The 18,994-nt window shown below is 32.7% G+C and carries 11 protein-coding genes; 10 read left to right on the plus strand and 1 reads right to left on the minus strand.

The annotated features are described in order from the left end of the window. Positions 1-70 precede the first annotated feature (70 nt). A complete protein-coding gene (locus GSY47_RS12550) occupies positions 71-928 on the minus strand; it encodes an NAD(P)H-hydrate dehydratase (protein ID WP_179004012.1) in 858 nt (285 codons plus the stop codon). Positions 929-1,383: 455 nt separating this feature from the next. Here GSY47_RS12550 and gcvT point away from each other — a divergent pair, with 455 nt between their 5' ends. The 10 genes from gcvT to GSY47_RS12600 all read left to right on the plus strand — a co-directional run bounded on the left by gcvT (position 1,384) and on the right by GSY47_RS12600 (position 18,990). After that, the gene (gene gcvT, locus GSY47_RS12555) at positions 1,384-2,466 is read left to right on the plus strand and encodes a glycine cleavage system aminomethyltransferase GcvT (protein ID WP_179004013.1); all 1,083 of its coding nucleotides are present in this window, start codon (positions 1,384-1,386) and stop codon (positions 2,464-2,466) included. 195 nt (positions 2,467-2,661) lie between these two features. Beyond that, positions 2,662-4,698, plus strand: coding sequence for a S41 family peptidase (locus tag GSY47_RS12560; RefSeq protein WP_179004014.1), 2,037 nt, complete (start codon positions 2,662-2,664; stop codon positions 4,696-4,698). A gap of 271 nt (positions 4,699-4,969) precedes the next feature. Beyond that, positions 4,970-5,683 (plus strand): YebC/PmpR family DNA-binding transcriptional regulator, encoded by a 714-nt coding sequence (locus GSY47_RS12565; RefSeq protein ID WP_026729302.1) that lies wholly within the window; start codon positions 4,970-4,972, stop codon positions 5,681-5,683. Between the two features lie 304 nt (positions 5,684-5,987). Next, positions 5,988-10,811, plus strand: coding sequence for a hypothetical protein (locus tag GSY47_RS12570; protein ID WP_179004015.1), 4,824 nt, complete (start codon positions 5,988-5,990; stop codon positions 10,809-10,811). A 1-nt stretch (position 10,812) separates the two neighbouring features. Beyond that, on the plus strand, positions 10,813-12,891 hold the full coding sequence (locus tag GSY47_RS12575) for a fibronectin type III domain-containing protein (RefSeq protein WP_179004016.1): 2,079 nt from the start codon (positions 10,813-10,815) through the stop codon (positions 12,889-12,891). Between the two features lie 267 nt (positions 12,892-13,158). Then, positions 13,159-14,097, plus strand: a complete 939-nt coding sequence (locus GSY47_RS12580) for a hypothetical protein (protein WP_219071401.1) — start codon at positions 13,159-13,161, stop codon at positions 14,095-14,097. 5 nt (positions 14,098-14,102) lie between these two features. Beyond that, positions 14,103-15,350 (plus strand): hypothetical protein, encoded by a 1,248-nt coding sequence (locus GSY47_RS12585; protein WP_179004018.1) that lies wholly within the window; start codon positions 14,103-14,105, stop codon positions 15,348-15,350. Positions 15,351-15,427: 77 nt separating this feature from the next. Further along, the gene (locus GSY47_RS12590; RefSeq protein ID WP_179004019.1) at positions 15,428-16,603 is read left to right on the plus strand and encodes a hypothetical protein; all 1,176 of its coding nucleotides are present in this window, start codon (positions 15,428-15,430) and stop codon (positions 16,601-16,603) included. A 6-nt stretch (positions 16,604-16,609) separates the two neighbouring features. Further along, positions 16,610-17,788 (plus strand): hypothetical protein, encoded by a 1,179-nt coding sequence (locus GSY47_RS12595; protein ID WP_179004020.1) that lies wholly within the window; start codon positions 16,610-16,612, stop codon positions 17,786-17,788. Beyond that, positions 17,785-18,990, plus strand: coding sequence for a SprB repeat-containing protein (locus tag GSY47_RS12600; RefSeq protein ID WP_179004021.1), 1,206 nt, complete (start codon positions 17,785-17,787; stop codon positions 18,988-18,990). The genes GSY47_RS12595 and GSY47_RS12600 overlap by 4 nt, the downstream gene beginning before the upstream one ends. The last annotated feature ends 4 nt before the right edge of the window (positions 18,991-18,994 follow it).

Below are 18,994 nucleotides of genomic sequence, written 5' to 3' on the forward strand. Positions count from 1 at the left end.
TTATGGTTACTGTGTGGAGTTTCTAGTGTGATCCTTCGTTCCTCAGGATGACAAACTGCACGTGTAATTATCAAATTGGCACATTTCCTAATTCAAGAAAAGCTTTTCCTAAATATTTAATAATTGTTGAAGCTGTAAAAGATTCGTAACCTGTTTTGGTTAATGCAAGATCTGCCGTTAATCCATGAAGATAAACTCCCAATTTTGATGCATATTTCGATTCGTAACCTTGTGCGAGCAAACTTGTCAGGATTCCCGTTAAAGTATCGCCGCTTCCTGCTGTTGCTAGCGCTGCATTTCCTGTGGTGTTTTCGTAAACTGAAGTTCTGTTGATAATGAATGTTGGTGCGCCTTTCATGACCACAATAACTTTATATTTTTCTGAAAATACGATTGTTTTTTGAAATTTTTCCGACTCCGAATTCCATTTACCAATTAGGCGCTCTAATTCTTTTGGATGAGGTGTTAAAATCGTGTCTTCGGGAATTAATTCTAACCAAGATAAATTTTCGGAAATAATGTTTAAAGCATCGGCATCGAGGACTAACGGAACTTTATTGATTCTTAAAAATTCGAATAATGCTTTTTGTGTTCCGAGTTCCTTCCCTATTCCTGGGCCAATCCCTATGGCTTGAGGTGTTAAAGGTAAATGAATGTTGGTAATAAAATTGGTATTTTCATCGGTTACGGTCATTACTTCTGGAATCGAAATTTGAAGAATCTGATAACCGCATTTTGGAATAAAAGTCGTTACGAGTCCGCAACCTGATTTTAGGCATGATTTTGAAGCTAAAACGGCTGCTCCTACTTTTCCGTAGCTTCCGGCAATAATCACGGCATGACCTTGTGTTCCTTTATGTGCCTGTGGATTTACAGGTTTATATATCTTTAAGATTTCTTCTTTTGTGATTAAATATGGAGACTTCATTTAGCTTCTTTTAGTTGTTGCGGTTAATTTTTAAACACATAGAATCATAGTTTTATTTTGCGTATAAAGGCGTTTCACTTGTTTAAACAAACATAGTTAAACTTGATTTTATACTAAAATTACATAAAAAATTGAAATCATGAATCTATCTTTTGAACGGTGAGTTTCTAGCCCAGATTACTTCACTATGTTTTTATTTTTAATAGGAGTTCAGTGAACTTCGTTTGAAGTGGAAAGCCCGGAGTAAAAAAAGCAAAAGTTTCTTGTTCTAAAAAAGCGACCAACAGAAGCTCTTTTTAGAACTTTAGAAACTTTGCTTTTTTTATGTCCCGATAGCTATCGGGATGTAACGAAAAGCTGGAATTGCTCCTAATTATTGCGAAATTTATAATTTAAGCCATTTAAATTAGATATTTTTTGAATAGATTTGCAAAACAATTTTATAAAACAACACAATGAAAAATACTGCGCTTACGCACATACATGAAGGTTTAGGAGCAAAAATGCTTCCTTTTGCTGGTTATAACATGCCTATTACTTATGAAGGGGTTAATGCTGAACATGAAACGGTTCGTAATAGTGTGGGCGTTTTTGACGTTTCGCATATGGGTGAATTTTTGCTGACGGGTCCAAATGCATTGGCTTTGATTCAGAAAGTAACTTCAAATGATGCTTCGACTTTGACAATTGGAAGAGCGCAATATTCTTGTCTTCCTAATAACGAAGGCGGCATTGTTGATGATTTGATTATTTATAAAATGAAAGAAGAGCAGTATTTACTGGTTGTAAATGCTTCGAATATTGAAAAAGACTGGAACTGGATTTCGTCTCACAATGATTTGGGTGTTGAAATGAAAAACCTTTCTGATGATTATTCTCTTTTAGCAATTCAGGGGCCAAAAGCAGTTGAGGCTATGCAGGCTTTAACTTCTGTAAATTTAGCTGCAATTCCTTACTACCATTTTGAAGTGGGTGATTTTGCCGGAATTGAGCATGTAATTATTTCTGCTACAGGTTACACAGGTTCTGGCGGATTTGAAATTTACTGCAAAAATGATGAGGTAGAACAGGTTTGGAATAAAGTTTTTGAGGCTGGTGAGGCATTCGGTATTAAACCAATTGGTCTTGCAGCTCGTGATACTTTACGTTTGGAAATGGGATTCTGCCTATACGGAAATGATATTAACGATACTACTTCTCCTCTTGAAGCTGGTTTAGGATGGATTACTAAATTCACTAAAGATTTTACTAATTCTGAAGCGCTTAAAAAACAAAAAGAGGCTGGAGTTACCAGAAAATTAGTTGCTTTTGAAATGCAGGAACGTGCGGTGCCAAGACACGATTACGAAATTGTAGATGGTTCTGGAGCTGTTATCGGAATTGTAACTTCTGGAACGATGTCGCCTTCTATGAACAAGGGGATTGGTTTAGGTTACGTTACTGTAGCAAACAGTGCTGTTGACAGTGATATTTTTATTAGAATCAGAAAAAATGATGTTCCTGCTAAAGTGGTAAAACTGCCTTTTTACAAGAAATAATTTTTTAAATTATACAATAAGAATGCATTACGTTTGTAATGCATTTTTTTTTGCTCTACACTCAAAATATAGTAATAAAACTACTGATAGATGCATTTCAAAGAGAAAAACTTTTTATCATCGATATTTCGATAAAATACTATTATTTGTAAAAAAATTAGTGTAACTTTAATCAAGAACACTGAATTTCCGTTTATGAAAAAGATTTCACTACTCCTTTTTTTGCTGACATCAACTATCTTCTTTGGACAGAACAGCGCAGAAACTTGTGAAATAATAAACAAAATAAATGCGCTCATTCAAGCGGAACATCTTAAACCTAAACCTGTTGATGACAGTCTTTCTGTGTTTGTTTTTGACAACCTGATTAACGAATTGGATCCTTCCCGCAATATTTTCTATAAAAGTGAATATGATGAATTGGCAAAAAGATACCGCTATAATTTAGATGACTTAATCTTAAAGAATGACTGTAGTTTTTTGACTGATATTAAAGCATCATACATTAATGGGCTTTTAAGAACTAAAAAAGTTTTAGAAAAAATTCAGACACTCCCAATTGATTATGCAAAAAAAGATACGATTCGTTTTTACAAAAAATCTTTTGATTTCTACTTAAAAAAAGAGGATTTAGAGAAAGTATGGATTAAAAAACTGCGCTATCAAATCCTAGACGATATTGCTGAAACAAGCGATAATTTAGATTCTATTAAGGCTAATTTTAAATCGATAGAACAGGTTTCTAAAAATAAGATTTTAGCTAATGAAATCTGTCGTTTTACCACTTTGCTAGATACTAATACCAAGCAGGAAGAGAAATTATACAATTTCTTCTGTACTTATTTTGATCCGCATACGGCTTATTTTAGTGATGATTCTAAAAATAGTTTTATGGCATCTTTATCTAAAGAGCATTTATCACTTGGCATGACGGTTAATCTCAATGAAAAAAATGAAATTATTATAGCTGAAGTTGATCCGAAAGGCCCAGCTTATCAAACTGGGCAAGTAAAAAAGGGTGATCAGATTATTTCTATTTCGAATCAAAAAGAGACCCTTCAGGTTTCTTGTGCTTCGTTGGAATCCATTTCGACTATGATTTTGTCTGAAGCCAATAAGCATATTACACTAACTTTGAAACGCAATTCAGGTAAAAGCTTTGATGTTTATATCGAAAAACAAGTCATGAAAGACGAAGAAAATTCGGTATTCAGTTTTATAATCGGTAAAGACAGTAAAATTGGTTACATCAAGATTCCAAGTTTCTATGCTGATTTAGATGGCAACAACCGAAAAGGATGCGCAGATGATGTTGCAAGAGAAGTTATAAAACTAGAAAGAGACGATATAAAAGGACTTGTTATTGATTTAATTGATAATGGTGGTGGTTCTATGGAAGAAGCAATAAAACTTGCCGGCATGTTTGTTGATTACGGTCCGCTTTCGATTGTGGTTGATAATCATCAGGAAAAATCGGTTATCACTGATCCTTTTAAAGGAGTTATTTACCGAGGTCCAATTGTAGTTTTAATTAATAGCAATACAGCATCTGCAAGCGAATTTTTCTCCTCGATTATGCAGGATTACAACCGTGCTTTGTTACTGGGAAGCAGTACGCTAGGAAAAGCCACAATGCAAACTATTTTGCCACTTGATGAAGAAAAAAATACCGATTTCTTAAAAATCACCATTAATAAGTTTTACAGAATTACGGGAAAAAGTCATCAATATATTGGTGTGAAACCTGATGTTGTACTGCCTGAATTTTATGAAGATGTTTATCAGAAGGAAAGTGATTTTCCAACTGCTATTAAAAATGATAGTCTTCAGCCGTTTTTAAAATATAAAACTTATGTTAAACGAAATTTAATAGACAAAATTGCTAAAAACAGTTCTGCTAGACTTTCAGATAACTATTTCTTTAATAATATAAAAAAGATTAATCTAAAAATTGATCAGATTGTGAATACTCCTAAAGCAGAAGTTCCTATGACTTTAGATGTTGTCTTTAAACAGCAAAAGGCTCTAAATGCACTTTGGACAGAAATTAACACTTTTAATGATGAAAATAATCCGTTGGATGTTTACAACTCTAGTGTAAATCAGCTTTTGCTTGGTGCTTATCCGAATGATAAAACAATTAATCAAGACCAGATGGATAATCTTAAAACGAATCCGTATCTAAATGAAGCTGTAAACATTATTAATGAATTTAATGGAATGAGTAAATAAAGGTTTTGTTTCAAGTTTCAAGTTTCAAGTTTAACAGTAAGAGATTTTTTTTAACCGCAAAGTTCGCAAAGCTTTATCCATATAGCTTTGCGAACTTTGTGTTCATAAGCGCAACCTTAAATAAAAACCTTTGCTCCCGATAGCTATCGGGATTGCGGTTAAATTCAGCGCAAGCCGTTCAACCTGAAACCTGAAACAAAAAAAGAACAATTTTGTTTTTGGAAAAATAAGGAATAACCGTATTTTTGCATCACAAAACTAAAAATTAGAAATGGGAAGAGCATTCGAATTTAGAAAAGGAAGAAAAATGAAACGTTGGTCAGCAATGGCCAAAACATTTACCAGAATTGGTAAAGATATCGTAATGGCTGTTAAAGAAGGTGGTCCAAACCCAGACGCTAATTCTAGATTAAGAGCTGTTATACAAAACGCGAAAGCGGCCAACATGCCTAAGGACAATGTGGAGCGCGCGATTAAAAATGCAAGTAATAAAGATACTGCTAACTATAAAGAAATTTTGTTTGAAGGATACGCTCCTCACGGAATTGCAATCTTAATTGAAACTGCTTCTGACAACAATAACAGAACAGTTGCAAACATTAGAAGCTACTTTAACAAATGTAATGGAACAATGGGAACTCAAGGTTCTGTTGAGTTTATGTTTGACCACACTTGTAACTTCAGAATTGCTAATAATGGCCTTGATGCTGAAGAATTAGAGTTAGAATTAATCGATTTTGGTGCTGAAGAGGTTTTTGAAGATGAAGATGGAATTTTAATCTACGCTCCTTTTGGAAGCTTTGGTGCTTTACAGAAAGAATTAGAAAACAGAGGTCTTGAAATTTTATCTTCTGGTTTTGAACGTATTCCGCAAATTACAAAAGAATTAACTGAAGCTCAAATCGCTGACGTTGAAAAATTAATCGAAAAAATCGAAGAAGATGATGATGTTATGAACGTTTATCATACTATGAAAGAAGAATAATACATATAATATACTAAAAATATTTTAAGCTCCAGAATTATCTGGAGCTTTTTTTATTCAAAATGTGGAAAACCGTAAGGTTTTATTTAATTTAATTTCTACTTTTGGCAAAATTTTAATAGTCTATTACGTTTTAAACTAACCCAAATCTTAAAGTATGAATAGAAACTTTACTCTTTAAATAGCTTGATTTTTAACAAATTAGAATCCCAATTTGTGTATAAAAAAGCAAATCTTTTCTGTTAAAAATCACATCTATACCTGATCCCCTTTTCTCCAAAAACATAACCAAACCTACTATAAATTGAAAAAAATTACTTCAAAGTATACTTCTTTTGTATTAAGTATCGTTTTATTTCTTTTAAGTTTTAATAGTTTTTCTCATACTTATCTTGATACAATAAGTAATAAGAAGAAACCTCTTCCTGCAAATAACATTATTTCAAGTAATGTTCTACTCAATTCAACAACTAAATCTTTTCAGTATTATCAAACTTCTGAAAGCGAGTTTACCAACAGCTATTTAAAGAAAAACTTCCCAATAGCACAGGAAACTAATGATGATTTAAATAAAGCAAAAGCAACTTTCCAAGAAATCGATAAAAACAGTAATGTTACTGATTTTCTTGAACCAAAAAAATTAGCAATGCTTCCTCTTGGTATCAAGAAGACAATTGGAGGTATTCAATATATGTTAGGAATCAGTAATGCTAAGTTTACACCTAAATATACTGAATTAACCGCTTTTGTTAGAATAATTATACCTCAGGCAGATTCTACTGGTTTACAAAAAGAATTATTTTTTGGTGCCAATAATATTAAGCTATCCCACAAAGGAGGATTAACTGGTGATACTAATTTAATCTTACTAGGTGATGTTCCTATTCCCATTTTAGGTGATAAATCTATACTTGTCTTAAAAGGAGGCATGAATATGACAACTGGAAAAGTTGAAAACAAAACTTATGTAACTATTGATTGTAATGGTTTTAAAGAGTTGGGAATTACAGCTGATGTTCAGTTTTCACAGAAAATAATTTTACCTGTTGATTCGAATAATAATATAATAGAAAAAAAATCTGTAGTTGGAACATTTTCTACAAAAGCATCAAATTGGAATGATATTTTAATAGAGTTGTCACTTCCAAAATTTCAAATTACAAATTTTTCAGGTTTATGTTTTGAAGTCAAGCAAGCGAAAATTGACCTTAGCGACCTTAAAAATCCCGAAAATGTTAATTGGCCTCCAAATTATAAAGAGGAATATTTAATTCCTGGAAATGAAACCCTTTGGAGAGGCTTATATGCCAAAAGCGTAGAAATTACACTGCCTAAAGAATTCAAATTAAGGAAAGAAGGAAAAAGAATTGCATTTGAAGCAAAAGATTTAATTATTGACGGAATGGGTGTTTCTGGCACTTTTTCTGCCAATAATATTATTAATCTTACCGAAGGTAGTGCTAATGGCTGGTCTTTTTCTGTAAACGGAATAAGTTTAGGCTTTAAAGCAAATAATTTAGTTGCAGGAGGGTTTAATGGAGACATTGTTCTTCCTATTTCTGGAAAAAACGGAAGCTGTAAAGATGGCTCAGCCGTTAACTTAGCTTATAATGCCTTAATTAACCCCGTAGATCATGAATATCTTTTAAAGGCAGAAATAAGTAAAAACCTTTGCTTTTCAGCATTCAAAGGAACAGCCCAAATTGATACAGGTTCCTATGTAGAACTAAAGGTAAAAGAAGGAAAGTTTTTACCAAAAGCACTGCTAAACGGTAGACTTACCATAAAATCAGCATTAGTAGAAAAGAGCGAGGTAGAAGATGATAAGGATGAAATTTCTCCTGACCGAATTCCTAAAACTTATCTCCTGACTGATGTTGAAGACAACAAAGACACCAAAGGGGGAGAATTTGCAGATGTTGAAACTATAAAGCCTAAAGAATCTGAAACTGAAGATGAATCAAAAAAGATTCTTCTCTTTCAAGGTATAGAATTTCAAAATTTACAGCTGCAGACTGTAACTCCAATAATTAAAACTGATTATTTCGGTTACAAAAACACCTTCGAAGATGCTCCAGGCGCTTCAAAAGTAGCTAATTTCCCTATAACGATTCATGAAATTGCATTAATTGCCGATGATAATTCGGCTAGATTAAGACTTGATTTATCTATAAATCTGATGAAAAATCAGTTTAATGGGCGCACTAAGTTTGATCTTGTCGGCAAATTCAATGAAAATGACGGGATTCAAAAATGGAAATTTGATTATGTCAAATTTGAACGAATAGATTTAAGTGCCGATATAGGGGGAGCAAAATTTGCTGGAAGCATTATCATAATGGATAATGATCCTGTTTACGGAAAAGGTTTTAAAGGAAATCTAAAAGCAGAATTTAAAGGCGGTATTAAAGTTGAGGCAAATGCCATTTTTGGTAAAAAAGACAACTTCAGATATTGGTACGTAGATGCTATGGCCGATAATTTAAATATTCCCTGCAGCGCATTTGTTATTAAAGGTTTCGGCGGAGGCGCATATTATAATATGAAAAAAGAAGGTTTCAGCTCTTCTTTTACAGCATCTGGAGCACAATATGTTCCAGACGAACCTTCTTCTTTAGGAATAAAAGCAATGATTCATTTTGCCAATGCAGCTAAACCAGATGCTTTCTGGGGAGGTGCCGGGTTTGAAATTGCATTTAATGACAATGGAGGGATTAATAGGATCAGTATCTACGGAGAAGGTCACGTAATGCAAGAGTTTGGATTTAAAGTGCCTATCAACTCTTTAAAAAAGAACTTAGAACAAATTGTTACATCAGAAAATAAATTAGTAAAAGGAGCTCTAGATAAAATTAAGGAGTCCAATCTTATTGAGGCTTCGAAACAAGTATATCCAGATGCAGTATCTGGTCAGGCTGGATTAAATGCTTACGCTGCTATAGAATATGATTTTACTTCTCACACGCTTCATGGAACTTTCGATTTGTATGTAGAAGTTGCTGGTGGAATTATAAAAGGAAGAGCGTCTAAAAATAGAGCTGGATGGGCAGTACTGCATTTTGCTCCAGATAAATGGTACATACACATGGGAACCCCAACAGACAGACTGGGACTCAAAATGGGTATTGGATCTATAGAAGTTGAAACTGGAGGTTACTTTATGATTGGTGATGATATTCCAGGAAGCCCACCTCCGCCAGATATCGTTGCTGAAATATTAGGTCTCGACGTTGCCAAGTTAGATTATATGCGTGATGAAAACAACATTGCGTCAGGAAAAGGTTTTGCTTTTGGAGCAGACTTTAGTATTAAAACTGGTGATTTAACTTTCTTAATATTTTATGCCAACTTCCAAGCTGGTTTTGGTTTCGACATTATGGTAAAAGACTATGGCGAAGCACAATGTAAAGGTTCTGGACAAATTGGTATAAACGGCTGGTATGCAAATGGTCAATCATACGCTTACCTTCAAGGTGAACTTGGTATAAAAATCAAACTATTTACCATACGAAAAAAAATCTCGATTATAAAAGGTGGTGGTGCAGTACTACTGCAGGCCAAATTACCTAATCCCGTATGGCTGAGAGGATATCTAGGAGGATACTTTAACCTCTTAGGGGGAGCTGTTAAAGGTAGTTTTAGATTTAAACTAGAATTTGGAAAAGAATGTGAATTTATAACCGATAGTCCATTAGGTGGATTAAAATCTATTGCAGATATCAACCCATCTGAGGGAGCAAAAGATGTGGATGTATTTACAGTTCCTCAAGTTGGATTTAATATGCCGATCGATAAAATATTTAACATTGAAGAAGATTCAGGCGTGAAAACATATATGCTTAAACTTGAAGAATACACTATCAAAAAAGATGGGACTCCAATTGTTGGAGATTTAAGCTGGAATGAAAATAGAGATTTAGTGAGCTTTAACTCTTTTGATATTTTACCTCCAAATACCAATTTAACTTTAACTGTAAAAGTAAGTTTTCAAGAAAGAGTAAACGGACTTTGGAAAACAGTATATGATGAAGGACAGATTGCCGTTGAAACAGAAACAAGGAATTTTACAACTGGCACAGCTCCTAATAATATTCCTGTGAATAACATTGTATACTCGTACCCTGTTTTTGATCAAAAGTATGTATATCAAAATGAATCGAAACAAGCTTATGTTGTCTTAAAACAAGGACAACCTTATTTATTTGAATTAAAAGACGGACAATCACAAAAAGCGTTTTACAAAACTGGAGACAAAACAGGTACAGGCGCTATTTCGTATGATAGCAATCAAAGAAAAGTTATTGTAGATATACCAGCGTTGCAAACGTCTAAAGCATATAATTTATCTTTAAAAACATTACAGAAAAAGACTGATGGAAACTCAAATTTATCTGAATCTTATACAACACAAAATTTAGATCAAGATGTAAGTGTTGATACAAAAAGCAATCAATTAAACGGAACTGTTACAGCTGGTGATGATATTGAATTATTACAATATAATTTCAGTACAAGTCAGTACAATACATTCCAAGAAAAAATGACTGCTAAAAAAGCAAAAAACACTTATATAGAAATCATTTATTCTGATGTTCATGCTTTACACGCAGAAAATGCAACGACAGAACCATTTGATGAAATCGAAATTGTGGGTAATGCAAAAAGTCAAAATATACCATTGATAAAAGCAGAGGCACTTTTGGATGATGATTATTATAAAAACAACATCTACCCTTTAATTTATAAAATTTATCCAGTTGAAGCAGGAATAACATTCAATAGAGACACAAACATTTTAGGGCTTCCTCCAACAAAAGGAGTTGAACTTTTAACCTGGTATCAATCTTACTTGTCAAATGATCCATCAAATGCTTATTTAAAAGAAAGACTGCCATATCGTTACAATCAGCCATATTATTATAAAACTGACTTCCTGGCGATACAGTACAAAGTTGTCAATAAATATCTGAATAGTCAAAACCAGACTATGATCGATAAATACAGTTACCTCATAAATGGAACTTTCCCAATGATAAGAGACGGAAAATATAATATTAAATTAAACTATACTCTTCCAGGCGGACAAGCAGGAACTAGTTCAATTTTTACATTCAATAAAACAAATTAGCATGAAGCTTAAATTTTTAATTGTACTTGTTTTTACAATAATTCACACCAATTACGCACAACAAAATACAGCAAAAGATTCTATTCCAGTTGATAAAAAAATTGGAATAGAGGTAATTGCACGAGTACAAAAAGATAGAATCTTATTGCGATGGGCAGTAAATGATCCTATTGCTTGGAAAAAGCTGAATACTTATGGCTATTTAGTTGAAAGATATACGGTAACCCGCGATAATAAAACACTCCAAAAACCTGAAAAAATGATTTTGGCACAAGTTTCTAAACCTGAAGCTGTAGAATTATGGGAAAAACTAATTGATGAAAATGATAATGCTGCAATTGTTGCGCAAGCCATTTATGGAGAAAGTTTTGAGGTTGGCGGTACTACTAATTTAGAATCAATAGTAAACCTTTCTCAAGAAAATGAGCAGAGATTCACGTTTGCATTATTTTCTGCTGACAAAGACTTTGAAATTGCCAAAAAAGCAGGGTTAGGTTTTGAAGATAAAACTGTAAAACCAAATGAAAAATATGCTTACAGAATTTCTTCAAATGTTCCTGAAGAACAAATGCATATTGATTATGGCGGAATATTTATTGGTTTAAAAGATTATGAACCCTTACCAAAACCAATGGATTTCACTGCTCATTTTATGGATAAAAATGCTATGCTGAGCTGGAATTACAAAATACTCTCTCATATTTACGGCAGTTATTATGTAGAACGTTCAACAGATAAAAAGAACTTTAAAAGAGTTACAGACAAACCCTATACAAGTTTAAACCAGCAAAATGAGAATAACAGCAAATTCTTCTATGTAGATTCTATTGTCAACAGTGCGCAATACAGTTATAGAATTCAAGGTATTACTTCTTTTGGAGAATTAGGTCCCTATTCTGAAGTAATTTCAGGAAAAGGCAAATCAATATTACAATATGTACCTCATCTTACCGTAAAAGAATTTAAGAATGAAACTACTGTAAATTTAATCTGGGAATTTCCTGAAGAAGGAGACAATGAAATTACTGGTTTCGAACTTAAACGTTCTGATCGAGATGATGACAAATACACGACGGTTATTAAAAATATCCCTGCTAAAGCTAGGAATGTTGTTTACAACAAACTAAATCCTACGAATTATTTCATATTAACTGCAATAGGAAAAAACGGAAGTAATAGAGCTTCTTTTCCAATGCTTGTACAACCCGTAGATTCAATTCCGCCTGCTAAACCTATAGGATTAAAAGGAGTGATTGATAGTTTAGGAGTGGTAAAAATTACTTGGACTCCAAACAAAGAGAAAGATTTAATGGGATATCGAATTTATAAGGCACATAATCCTGATGAAGAATACAGCCAGTTAACAATAAGCCCTAGCGAACCTAACAATTTTGAAGACAAAGTAGTCATCAAAAGTTTGAATAGCAAAGTATATTATAAAGTTATCGCTGTGGATACACATTATAATATGTCTCCATTTTCTGAACCATTAATTCTAAAAAAACCAGATGTAGTTCCTCCTACTTCTCCTATTTTTTCAAATTATGAAATCAGAAACGGATCAATTTTTCTTGAATGGATAAACAGCCAAAGTGAAGATGTGGCAATACATCAGTTATACAGAAAAGAAAACGATCAAACAGATTGGTCACTATTGTATGAAACCAAAAATAAAGAAGAAAAATATCAGGACAAAACTGTAGTGGAAGGCAATACTTATCGTTATGCCATTTTTGCAAAAGATGAGAGTAACTTAGTTTCTAATCCCTCACCAGAAGTAGCCTTGTTTGTTCCTAAGTCTTCACTTTTAAATGCTGTAAAAGGTTTCTTTGCCCAACCTAATAAAATGAACAACACTATTGATTTATCTTGGGAATACACTGGGACAAATGCTGATAAATTTGAAATCTACAAAGGTTCAGATAAAGAACCTTTGCAGTTAATTCAAGTTGTTACTGGAAATGTTAAACGTCTTTCTGATCCAACAATTACCATTAATACAAATTACAAGTATGGAATTAGAGCTGTCTCAAAAGACGGAAGAATGTCTAAAATGGATTTTTATAGTGTAAAGTTCTAGTATATGAATAGATTTTTACTTTTTAACGTATTAAAAATTAGGAATAAGTATATCCTTATTCTTACTATACTTTTATTATGTTCTAAAAGTCATTCACAAGAATTATTTTTACTTCGATACAACGGTCCGAGTATTTGTCTTACTTCAGATTGTGTAATCGTGCAATCTTACTATTACCTTTCGGGAAATACAGTCATAAACCCAATAGCTGAATATAATAACTTTTTTGTTTTCGATAAATTTCCAACTTACATAGAGCTGGTGACCATGGCCGAAACTGGCTTCAATTGTGATTGGCGCTCTCCTCCCACTTGTGGAGATAGAATTTCTTTAAAACCAACTGATTGTAATTGGGTTATCAGTAATAAAGTATTAACCGAACCAACAGCAGTTACAAATTCTTTTTGTGACAAAGTTTCTCTGGCTGCAGTTGGCTGTACTGGTACACAGAAATTTTATTGGGAATATAGTACTGACGGAGTCAATTTTACACGTACAAATGCAGTTACAGGCTTTAACCAAAACTATGAATTTATTAAGGCTAATTTTCCTGCTTTAAACAATTATTTCGGAAATATTTTTTTCCGTGTATTAATCGATTGGGATCCAACTATTACTGATGAAAACATCTATTCGAATATTGTTACTTACAAAATAAATTCTTGCTCACCAACAGTAAATATTTCATCTCCTAACTACACAACGTGTAATTACAGTAATGGTGATGTTGTATTTACATTTAGCAGAGCTTTGGATTCAAATAATAATGAAAAACTACTATTCAGTCGCAATATAGCAGGAAGTGATTTATTTGTCTCTTCAACATCTCTAAGTCCAGATGTTGAAAAAGTAACTGATAAAATATATAAATGGAAAAATATCCCAGCCGGTACATATAATTTTAGTTATCAAACACAATTAGGAAATAATTTACCTTCTGAGGCTGTAAGCAATCTAACATTTACAATTACTCCTAAGCAAAAACTAGAATTTGAAGTAACTATCTCACAACCTGCATGTAATAACAATTTCGGTCAGATAAAAATTGCTGCAAAAGGAGGTAATCCGCCTTATTTCTATTACATGGGAGATGAAACTATAGACAATAAACATGCATTTACAAGTCCTTATACACTACCAACTCAATTTGAAGATGGGAACTATAAAATCACAGTAATTGATAGTAAAGACTGTATTGAAAAATAATAATTATGATAAAAAAATTACTTCTTACTTTCTTTTTAGTACTCACCAATCTCTTGTATTGCCAGACAAGCCAAATCTTGGTGGAGACTACTTTGACTAAATATAGTAATGATGTAAAAACAAATACTTATAATTTGACTTTGTCTCCTACCGGTTCTACTTCACGTAGTTTTTCTTATGATATCGCAAATAATGATGATAATGAGAAATATTTTTATGATTTAGTAACATTAAACAAAACCAATTATCCAGTAAGTTTTTCTGCCAGCGCCTTTAACAGGGTCAAACCCACTATTATTGGAGGACCTGAATGCAATGAAACTACTCACGGGAGTTTTACTTTTCAACAAAGTCCGGTTTTCTATTTATGTCATGCAGCTTCAAGCTTTTTAGTTTTAGATTTACCTATCCCTGAAGCTACTATTGGAAACTGCCAGAGAATTTCAATTGACAAATATGTAAACATTACAAATGCAGATTACTCATGGCAGTATATGAAGAGTACTGATACTCAATGGAGCTTTTTTAATTATGGCACACATTATACGATTAATGGATTAAGTTTTATTCCAAAAGAATTACCCGGTTTCAATAACTATACTGGAAATATCTTGATACGATTTGTTGTGAGTTATGAAAACTTAAAAACTGGAAAAATAGTAAGTTATCCTTCTAATATAACAACTTATACTGTTACAGAATGTTCTCCGCAATATGTTGGCGGAGCTCCACCTACAACTAATCCAAAATGTTATAATCAATCTACCGGAACTGTAACTTTAAAGTTTCAATCTGAACTTGTTGATGGTGATGTTTTTCTTTTCAATATCTTTAAGAATACATCTCCTCCAGAATTTATTAAAAGTCTAAAAGTTCCTAAAAGTTCCATCTCAAACAATACTTATGTTTGGGAGAATTTAGCACCGGGAAATTATATTATTAAATATCAAGCACAAAGAAGTACTGATCCTAATGAGAAAATAGACGGCCTAAGCACCGTTGATATTCCTTCATTCAAAATAGAAAATCCAGAACCTTTAAAATTTGAAGCAAAGGCAATACAAACAGGATGTGGTGAAATAAAAATCCAAGTGTCTGCTTCAGGAGGCACACATTCCTATTACTACTATCTAGGTAATGAAACTGTTAAAGATAAGCACCCTTTCGAAAGTCCTTATATCATTCCGACTAGTATGCCTGATGGAGATTATAAAGTAACCGTAGTGGACGATAATGACTGTATCGAAAAATAATAATTATGATAAAAAAAATACTATATATTTTCTTTACTATTTGTTTTTGCCAACAGATATATTCACAAACCTATATTATGAAAAGTAATATGGGTGGTTATAATAATTATTCACTGCCTCCAATTTATTCTGGAGGAGCCGTAAATGAATTGAATTATGAAATTTTAGGAGCAGATGGCAAATGGCTTAAACCTGTTAAGGAAACTGGCACATATGGTGAATATCTAATATTTAATCAAAAACCAACTGATTATCACTATTATTTTATAGTATACCTTGATTACACAGAGCAACAATCTCAAGAACATGTCATTTTATGGGTATCAAATATGAGCAACTGCGAAAAAGGTAAAGGGCAAAGTACTTTTACTACTATGAATGTTAATATTCCTGAATTTGAATTAATTAGCAGCGAGGTTATACCTAAACCCAGTGCCACTAATAACTCGTTTTGTGACAAAGTTTCACTTATAGCCACAGGATGTACAGGTCCTCAGAAGTTTTATTGGGAATATAGTATTGATGGAATCAATTTTACCCGTACAAATGTAGTTACAAGTTTCAACCAAAACTATGAATTTGTCAAAGCTAATTTTCCTGCTTTAAACAATTACTTCGGAAATATTTTTTTCCGTGCATTAATCGATTGGGATCCTAGTATAACTGATGAAAATATCTATTCAAATATTGTTACTTACAAGATAGATCCTTGTTCTCCGACTGTGAGTATTTCGTCTCCTAATATTACAACCTGCAATTACAGTAATGGTGAAGTTCTATTAACATTTAGCAGAAAATTAGTTTCAGAAAATAATGAAAAATTTCTATTCAGCCGAAATCAGTTGGGAACCGATTTATATACCTCTTCAACATCTCTAGACGCTGACGTTGAAAAAGTAACAGATTATGTATACAAATGGAAAAATATTCCTCCAGGGACATATAATTTCAGTTATCAAACACAATTGGGAAACAATGTTCCATCAGAAGCCGTTAAAAATTTGACGTTCACAATTACTCCTAAACAAAAACTGGAATTTGAAATTGACATAGTACAACCCGCATGTAATGATGATTTTGGTCGGATACAAATTACTGCTAAAGGAGGAAGAACGCCTTATTCTTATTACATGGGACATGAAAGTTTCGATGATAGACATGAATTTACTAGCCCATATACAATACCAACTCAATTTATAGATGGAAACTATAAAATCACAGTAGTTGATAAAGATGGATGTATTGAAAAATAAATAGTTATGAAGAAAATTTTACTCCTTTTTATATTCTTATTATTAAACGGCGCGAGTATCCACGCCCAAAATGATTATGGGGTATTAGTTAAAACAATATTGTATCCTAAAAAACCTTATGCCGTTAATACAGTTTTTACAATTGAAGGAAAAAAAGACAATGAAACTCGTTTCACTACAGGTAATATGTTGCCCCTTAATGAGGAGCGAGAAATTTACAATTTCTATTACGTGACAGATATTAATAAAATATCTTTTTTTTCATACGAACAGTATAATACTGGCATGACATGTTCAATGCAGTCTACTAATCAATATGACATTAGAATTGCTACAGAAGATTATTTTGACGGATGTTTAGGATATTCAAATGTATACACAATACATCTTAATCAACCGGAAAATAATAATGTTTGTGCAGATGAAATTATAACCCTTTATAATGGATGGAATTACGAATACAGATACAGCACTGGAAACTGGACTCCACTGCCGGCGCAATATCAGGCGCAAACAGCTGTTCATTTTAAATTAACCGATTTAACTGGATATGAAGGAAAATCGCAAATATTTTTTAGAGCTGGATACCAAAACAATTTTACAAATGTAATTACATACAACATTATTGGATGTTCTCCTGAACTTAATGGTGACCCAGTAGCTGTTGACACAAAATGTATATATCAATCAAATGGCGGAGTAGAACTAAAGTTTAAATCGGAACTTAAAGATAATAATCGTTTTTTGTTTAATATTTTCTATGATAATACTCCACCAGAATTTATTAAAAGTTTATTTGTATCTAAAGGTCAAATTACCAATAATACCTTTTTCTGGGATAATCTAGCAACTGGTACTTACATTATAAAATACCAAGCACAAAGTCTTAATGATACAAATGAAAATGTTGGGTTAAGTGCTATTACAACTAAATCCTTTACAATTGGAAATCCCACTCCATTAAAATTCGAAACAAAAGCTATAAATACAGGATGTGATGAAATTAAAATTCAAATTTCTGCATCGGGAGGAACAAAGCCTTATTACTATTACCTAGGTAATGAAACTATTGAAAATAAGCATCGTTTTGAAAGCCCTTATATAATCCCAAATAATATGCCTGATGGAGATTATAAAATCACAGTAATTGACAGTAAAGAATGCATTGAAAAACCAGAATTATGATAAAAAAACTACTCCTTTTTATTTTCCTTATCATTTGTTTCAATTCAAATGCTCAAGAACATGGTGTCTTAATAAAGACTGTCTTTACTCCTTCGCAAGGATGGAACGGAAGTCATGCTGGAAATCATACCGTTATAATAGGAAGCAAGCAAATTTCAAAAAGCAGCAACACCAGTAGCAGTGTTGTTATAGAATATGATTTTTTCTATGTTACAGACAATCCAACGCAAATAAGATTCAGATCATCCACGGCTGGTAATAAAGACGGACAGGATTGTAGAATACCTTATGATGTAAATACATCTTATGAAACAAGACCTTATAATAAAGACAATTTTTTGATTGCCTATTTGGGCGGATGCTTTGCCGATTCTGAAGTTATGGGAATCCACATACAAGACCCTGAAGCTGGAGGAACCACAGAAACTTGTGCTTCAGATAATCTAACCTTGAAAGGAGGCTGGAATTGGCGCTATAGATTTAGTGATGGAATTTGGAGAAACTTCCCTGCTAATTATCAAGCAAAAACGACAATAACTTTTAAAGTTAAAGATTTAGAAGGCTATACTAATCAGAAAGATATTTATTTCCAGGCTGGTTATCAAACAAACTTTACAAATATAATGCCTTATAAAATTATTGGATGTTCGCCTGAATTAGCCGTAAATCCTCCTGCTACAGATATGGTAAAATGCTTTGGACAATCAACAGGCAGCGTTACTCTTAGTTTTAAGTCAGAACCAGCACTTAAGGACACTGATAAATTTCTAATCACCATTTATAAAAAAATTGGCGAGAATTTACAATTTTCAAAAAGCATCTTTGTAAAGAAAAATGAACTTGCTAATAATTCTTACACATGGAGTAATCATGCTGCTGGAGAATATGTAATAAGATATCAAAATCAAAGCCTTTCAGACGATAATGTCGAAATAGGTGCTAGTGCTATTTCTTCGCTACCTTTTACAATTAATACTTCAAGTAAGTTTTCGTATAAAGCTACTCCAGTACAGCCAAAATGCTATAAAGATAACGGAGGAATTTTAATTACTCCAGCAGGAGGAACACCTCCCTATTACTATTATTTGGACGATGGTCCTATTAGTGAACGTTTTACAAATTCCATTACAATTCCAATTACAACCGAAGGAAATCATAAAGTTATAGTTATTGACAGTTATAGCTGCATAGAAACAAAATAACCCA

Source organism: Flavobacterium quisquiliarum (assembly GCF_019308285.1).
Classification (GTDB): domain Bacteria; phylum Bacteroidota; class Bacteroidia; order Flavobacteriales; family Flavobacteriaceae; genus Flavobacterium; species Flavobacterium quisquiliarum.

Bases quoted from the DNA above. Each gene is read 5' to 3' on its own strand.
- GSY47_RS12550 (WP_179004012.1), bottom strand. From the start codon at position 928: ATGAAGTCTCCATATTTAATCACAAAAGAAGAAATCTTAAAGATATAT.
- gcvT (WP_179004013.1), top strand. From the start codon at position 1,384: ATGAAAAATACTGCGCTTACGCACATACATGAAGGTTTAGGAGCAAAA.
- GSY47_RS12560 (WP_179004014.1), top strand. From the start codon at position 2,662: ATGAAAAAGATTTCACTACTCCTTTTTTTGCTGACATCAACTATCTTC.
- GSY47_RS12565 (WP_026729302.1), top strand. From the start codon at position 4,970: ATGGGAAGAGCATTCGAATTTAGAAAAGGAAGAAAAATGAAACGTTGG.
- GSY47_RS12575 (WP_179004016.1), top strand. From the start codon at position 10,813: ATGAAGCTTAAATTTTTAATTGTACTTGTTTTTACAATAATTCACACC.
- GSY47_RS12580 (WP_219071401.1), top strand. From the start codon at position 13,159: ATGGCCGAAACTGGCTTCAATTGTGATTGGCGCTCTCCTCCCACTTGT.
- GSY47_RS12585 (WP_179004018.1), top strand. From the start codon at position 14,103: ATGATAAAAAAATTACTTCTTACTTTCTTTTTAGTACTCACCAATCTC.
- GSY47_RS12590 (WP_179004019.1), top strand. From the start codon at position 15,428: ATGAAAAGTAATATGGGTGGTTATAATAATTATTCACTGCCTCCAATT.
- GSY47_RS12595 (WP_179004020.1), top strand. From the start codon at position 16,610: ATGAAGAAAATTTTACTCCTTTTTATATTCTTATTATTAAACGGCGCG.
- GSY47_RS12600 (WP_179004021.1), top strand. From the start codon at position 17,785: ATGATAAAAAAACTACTCCTTTTTATTTTCCTTATCATTTGTTTCAAT.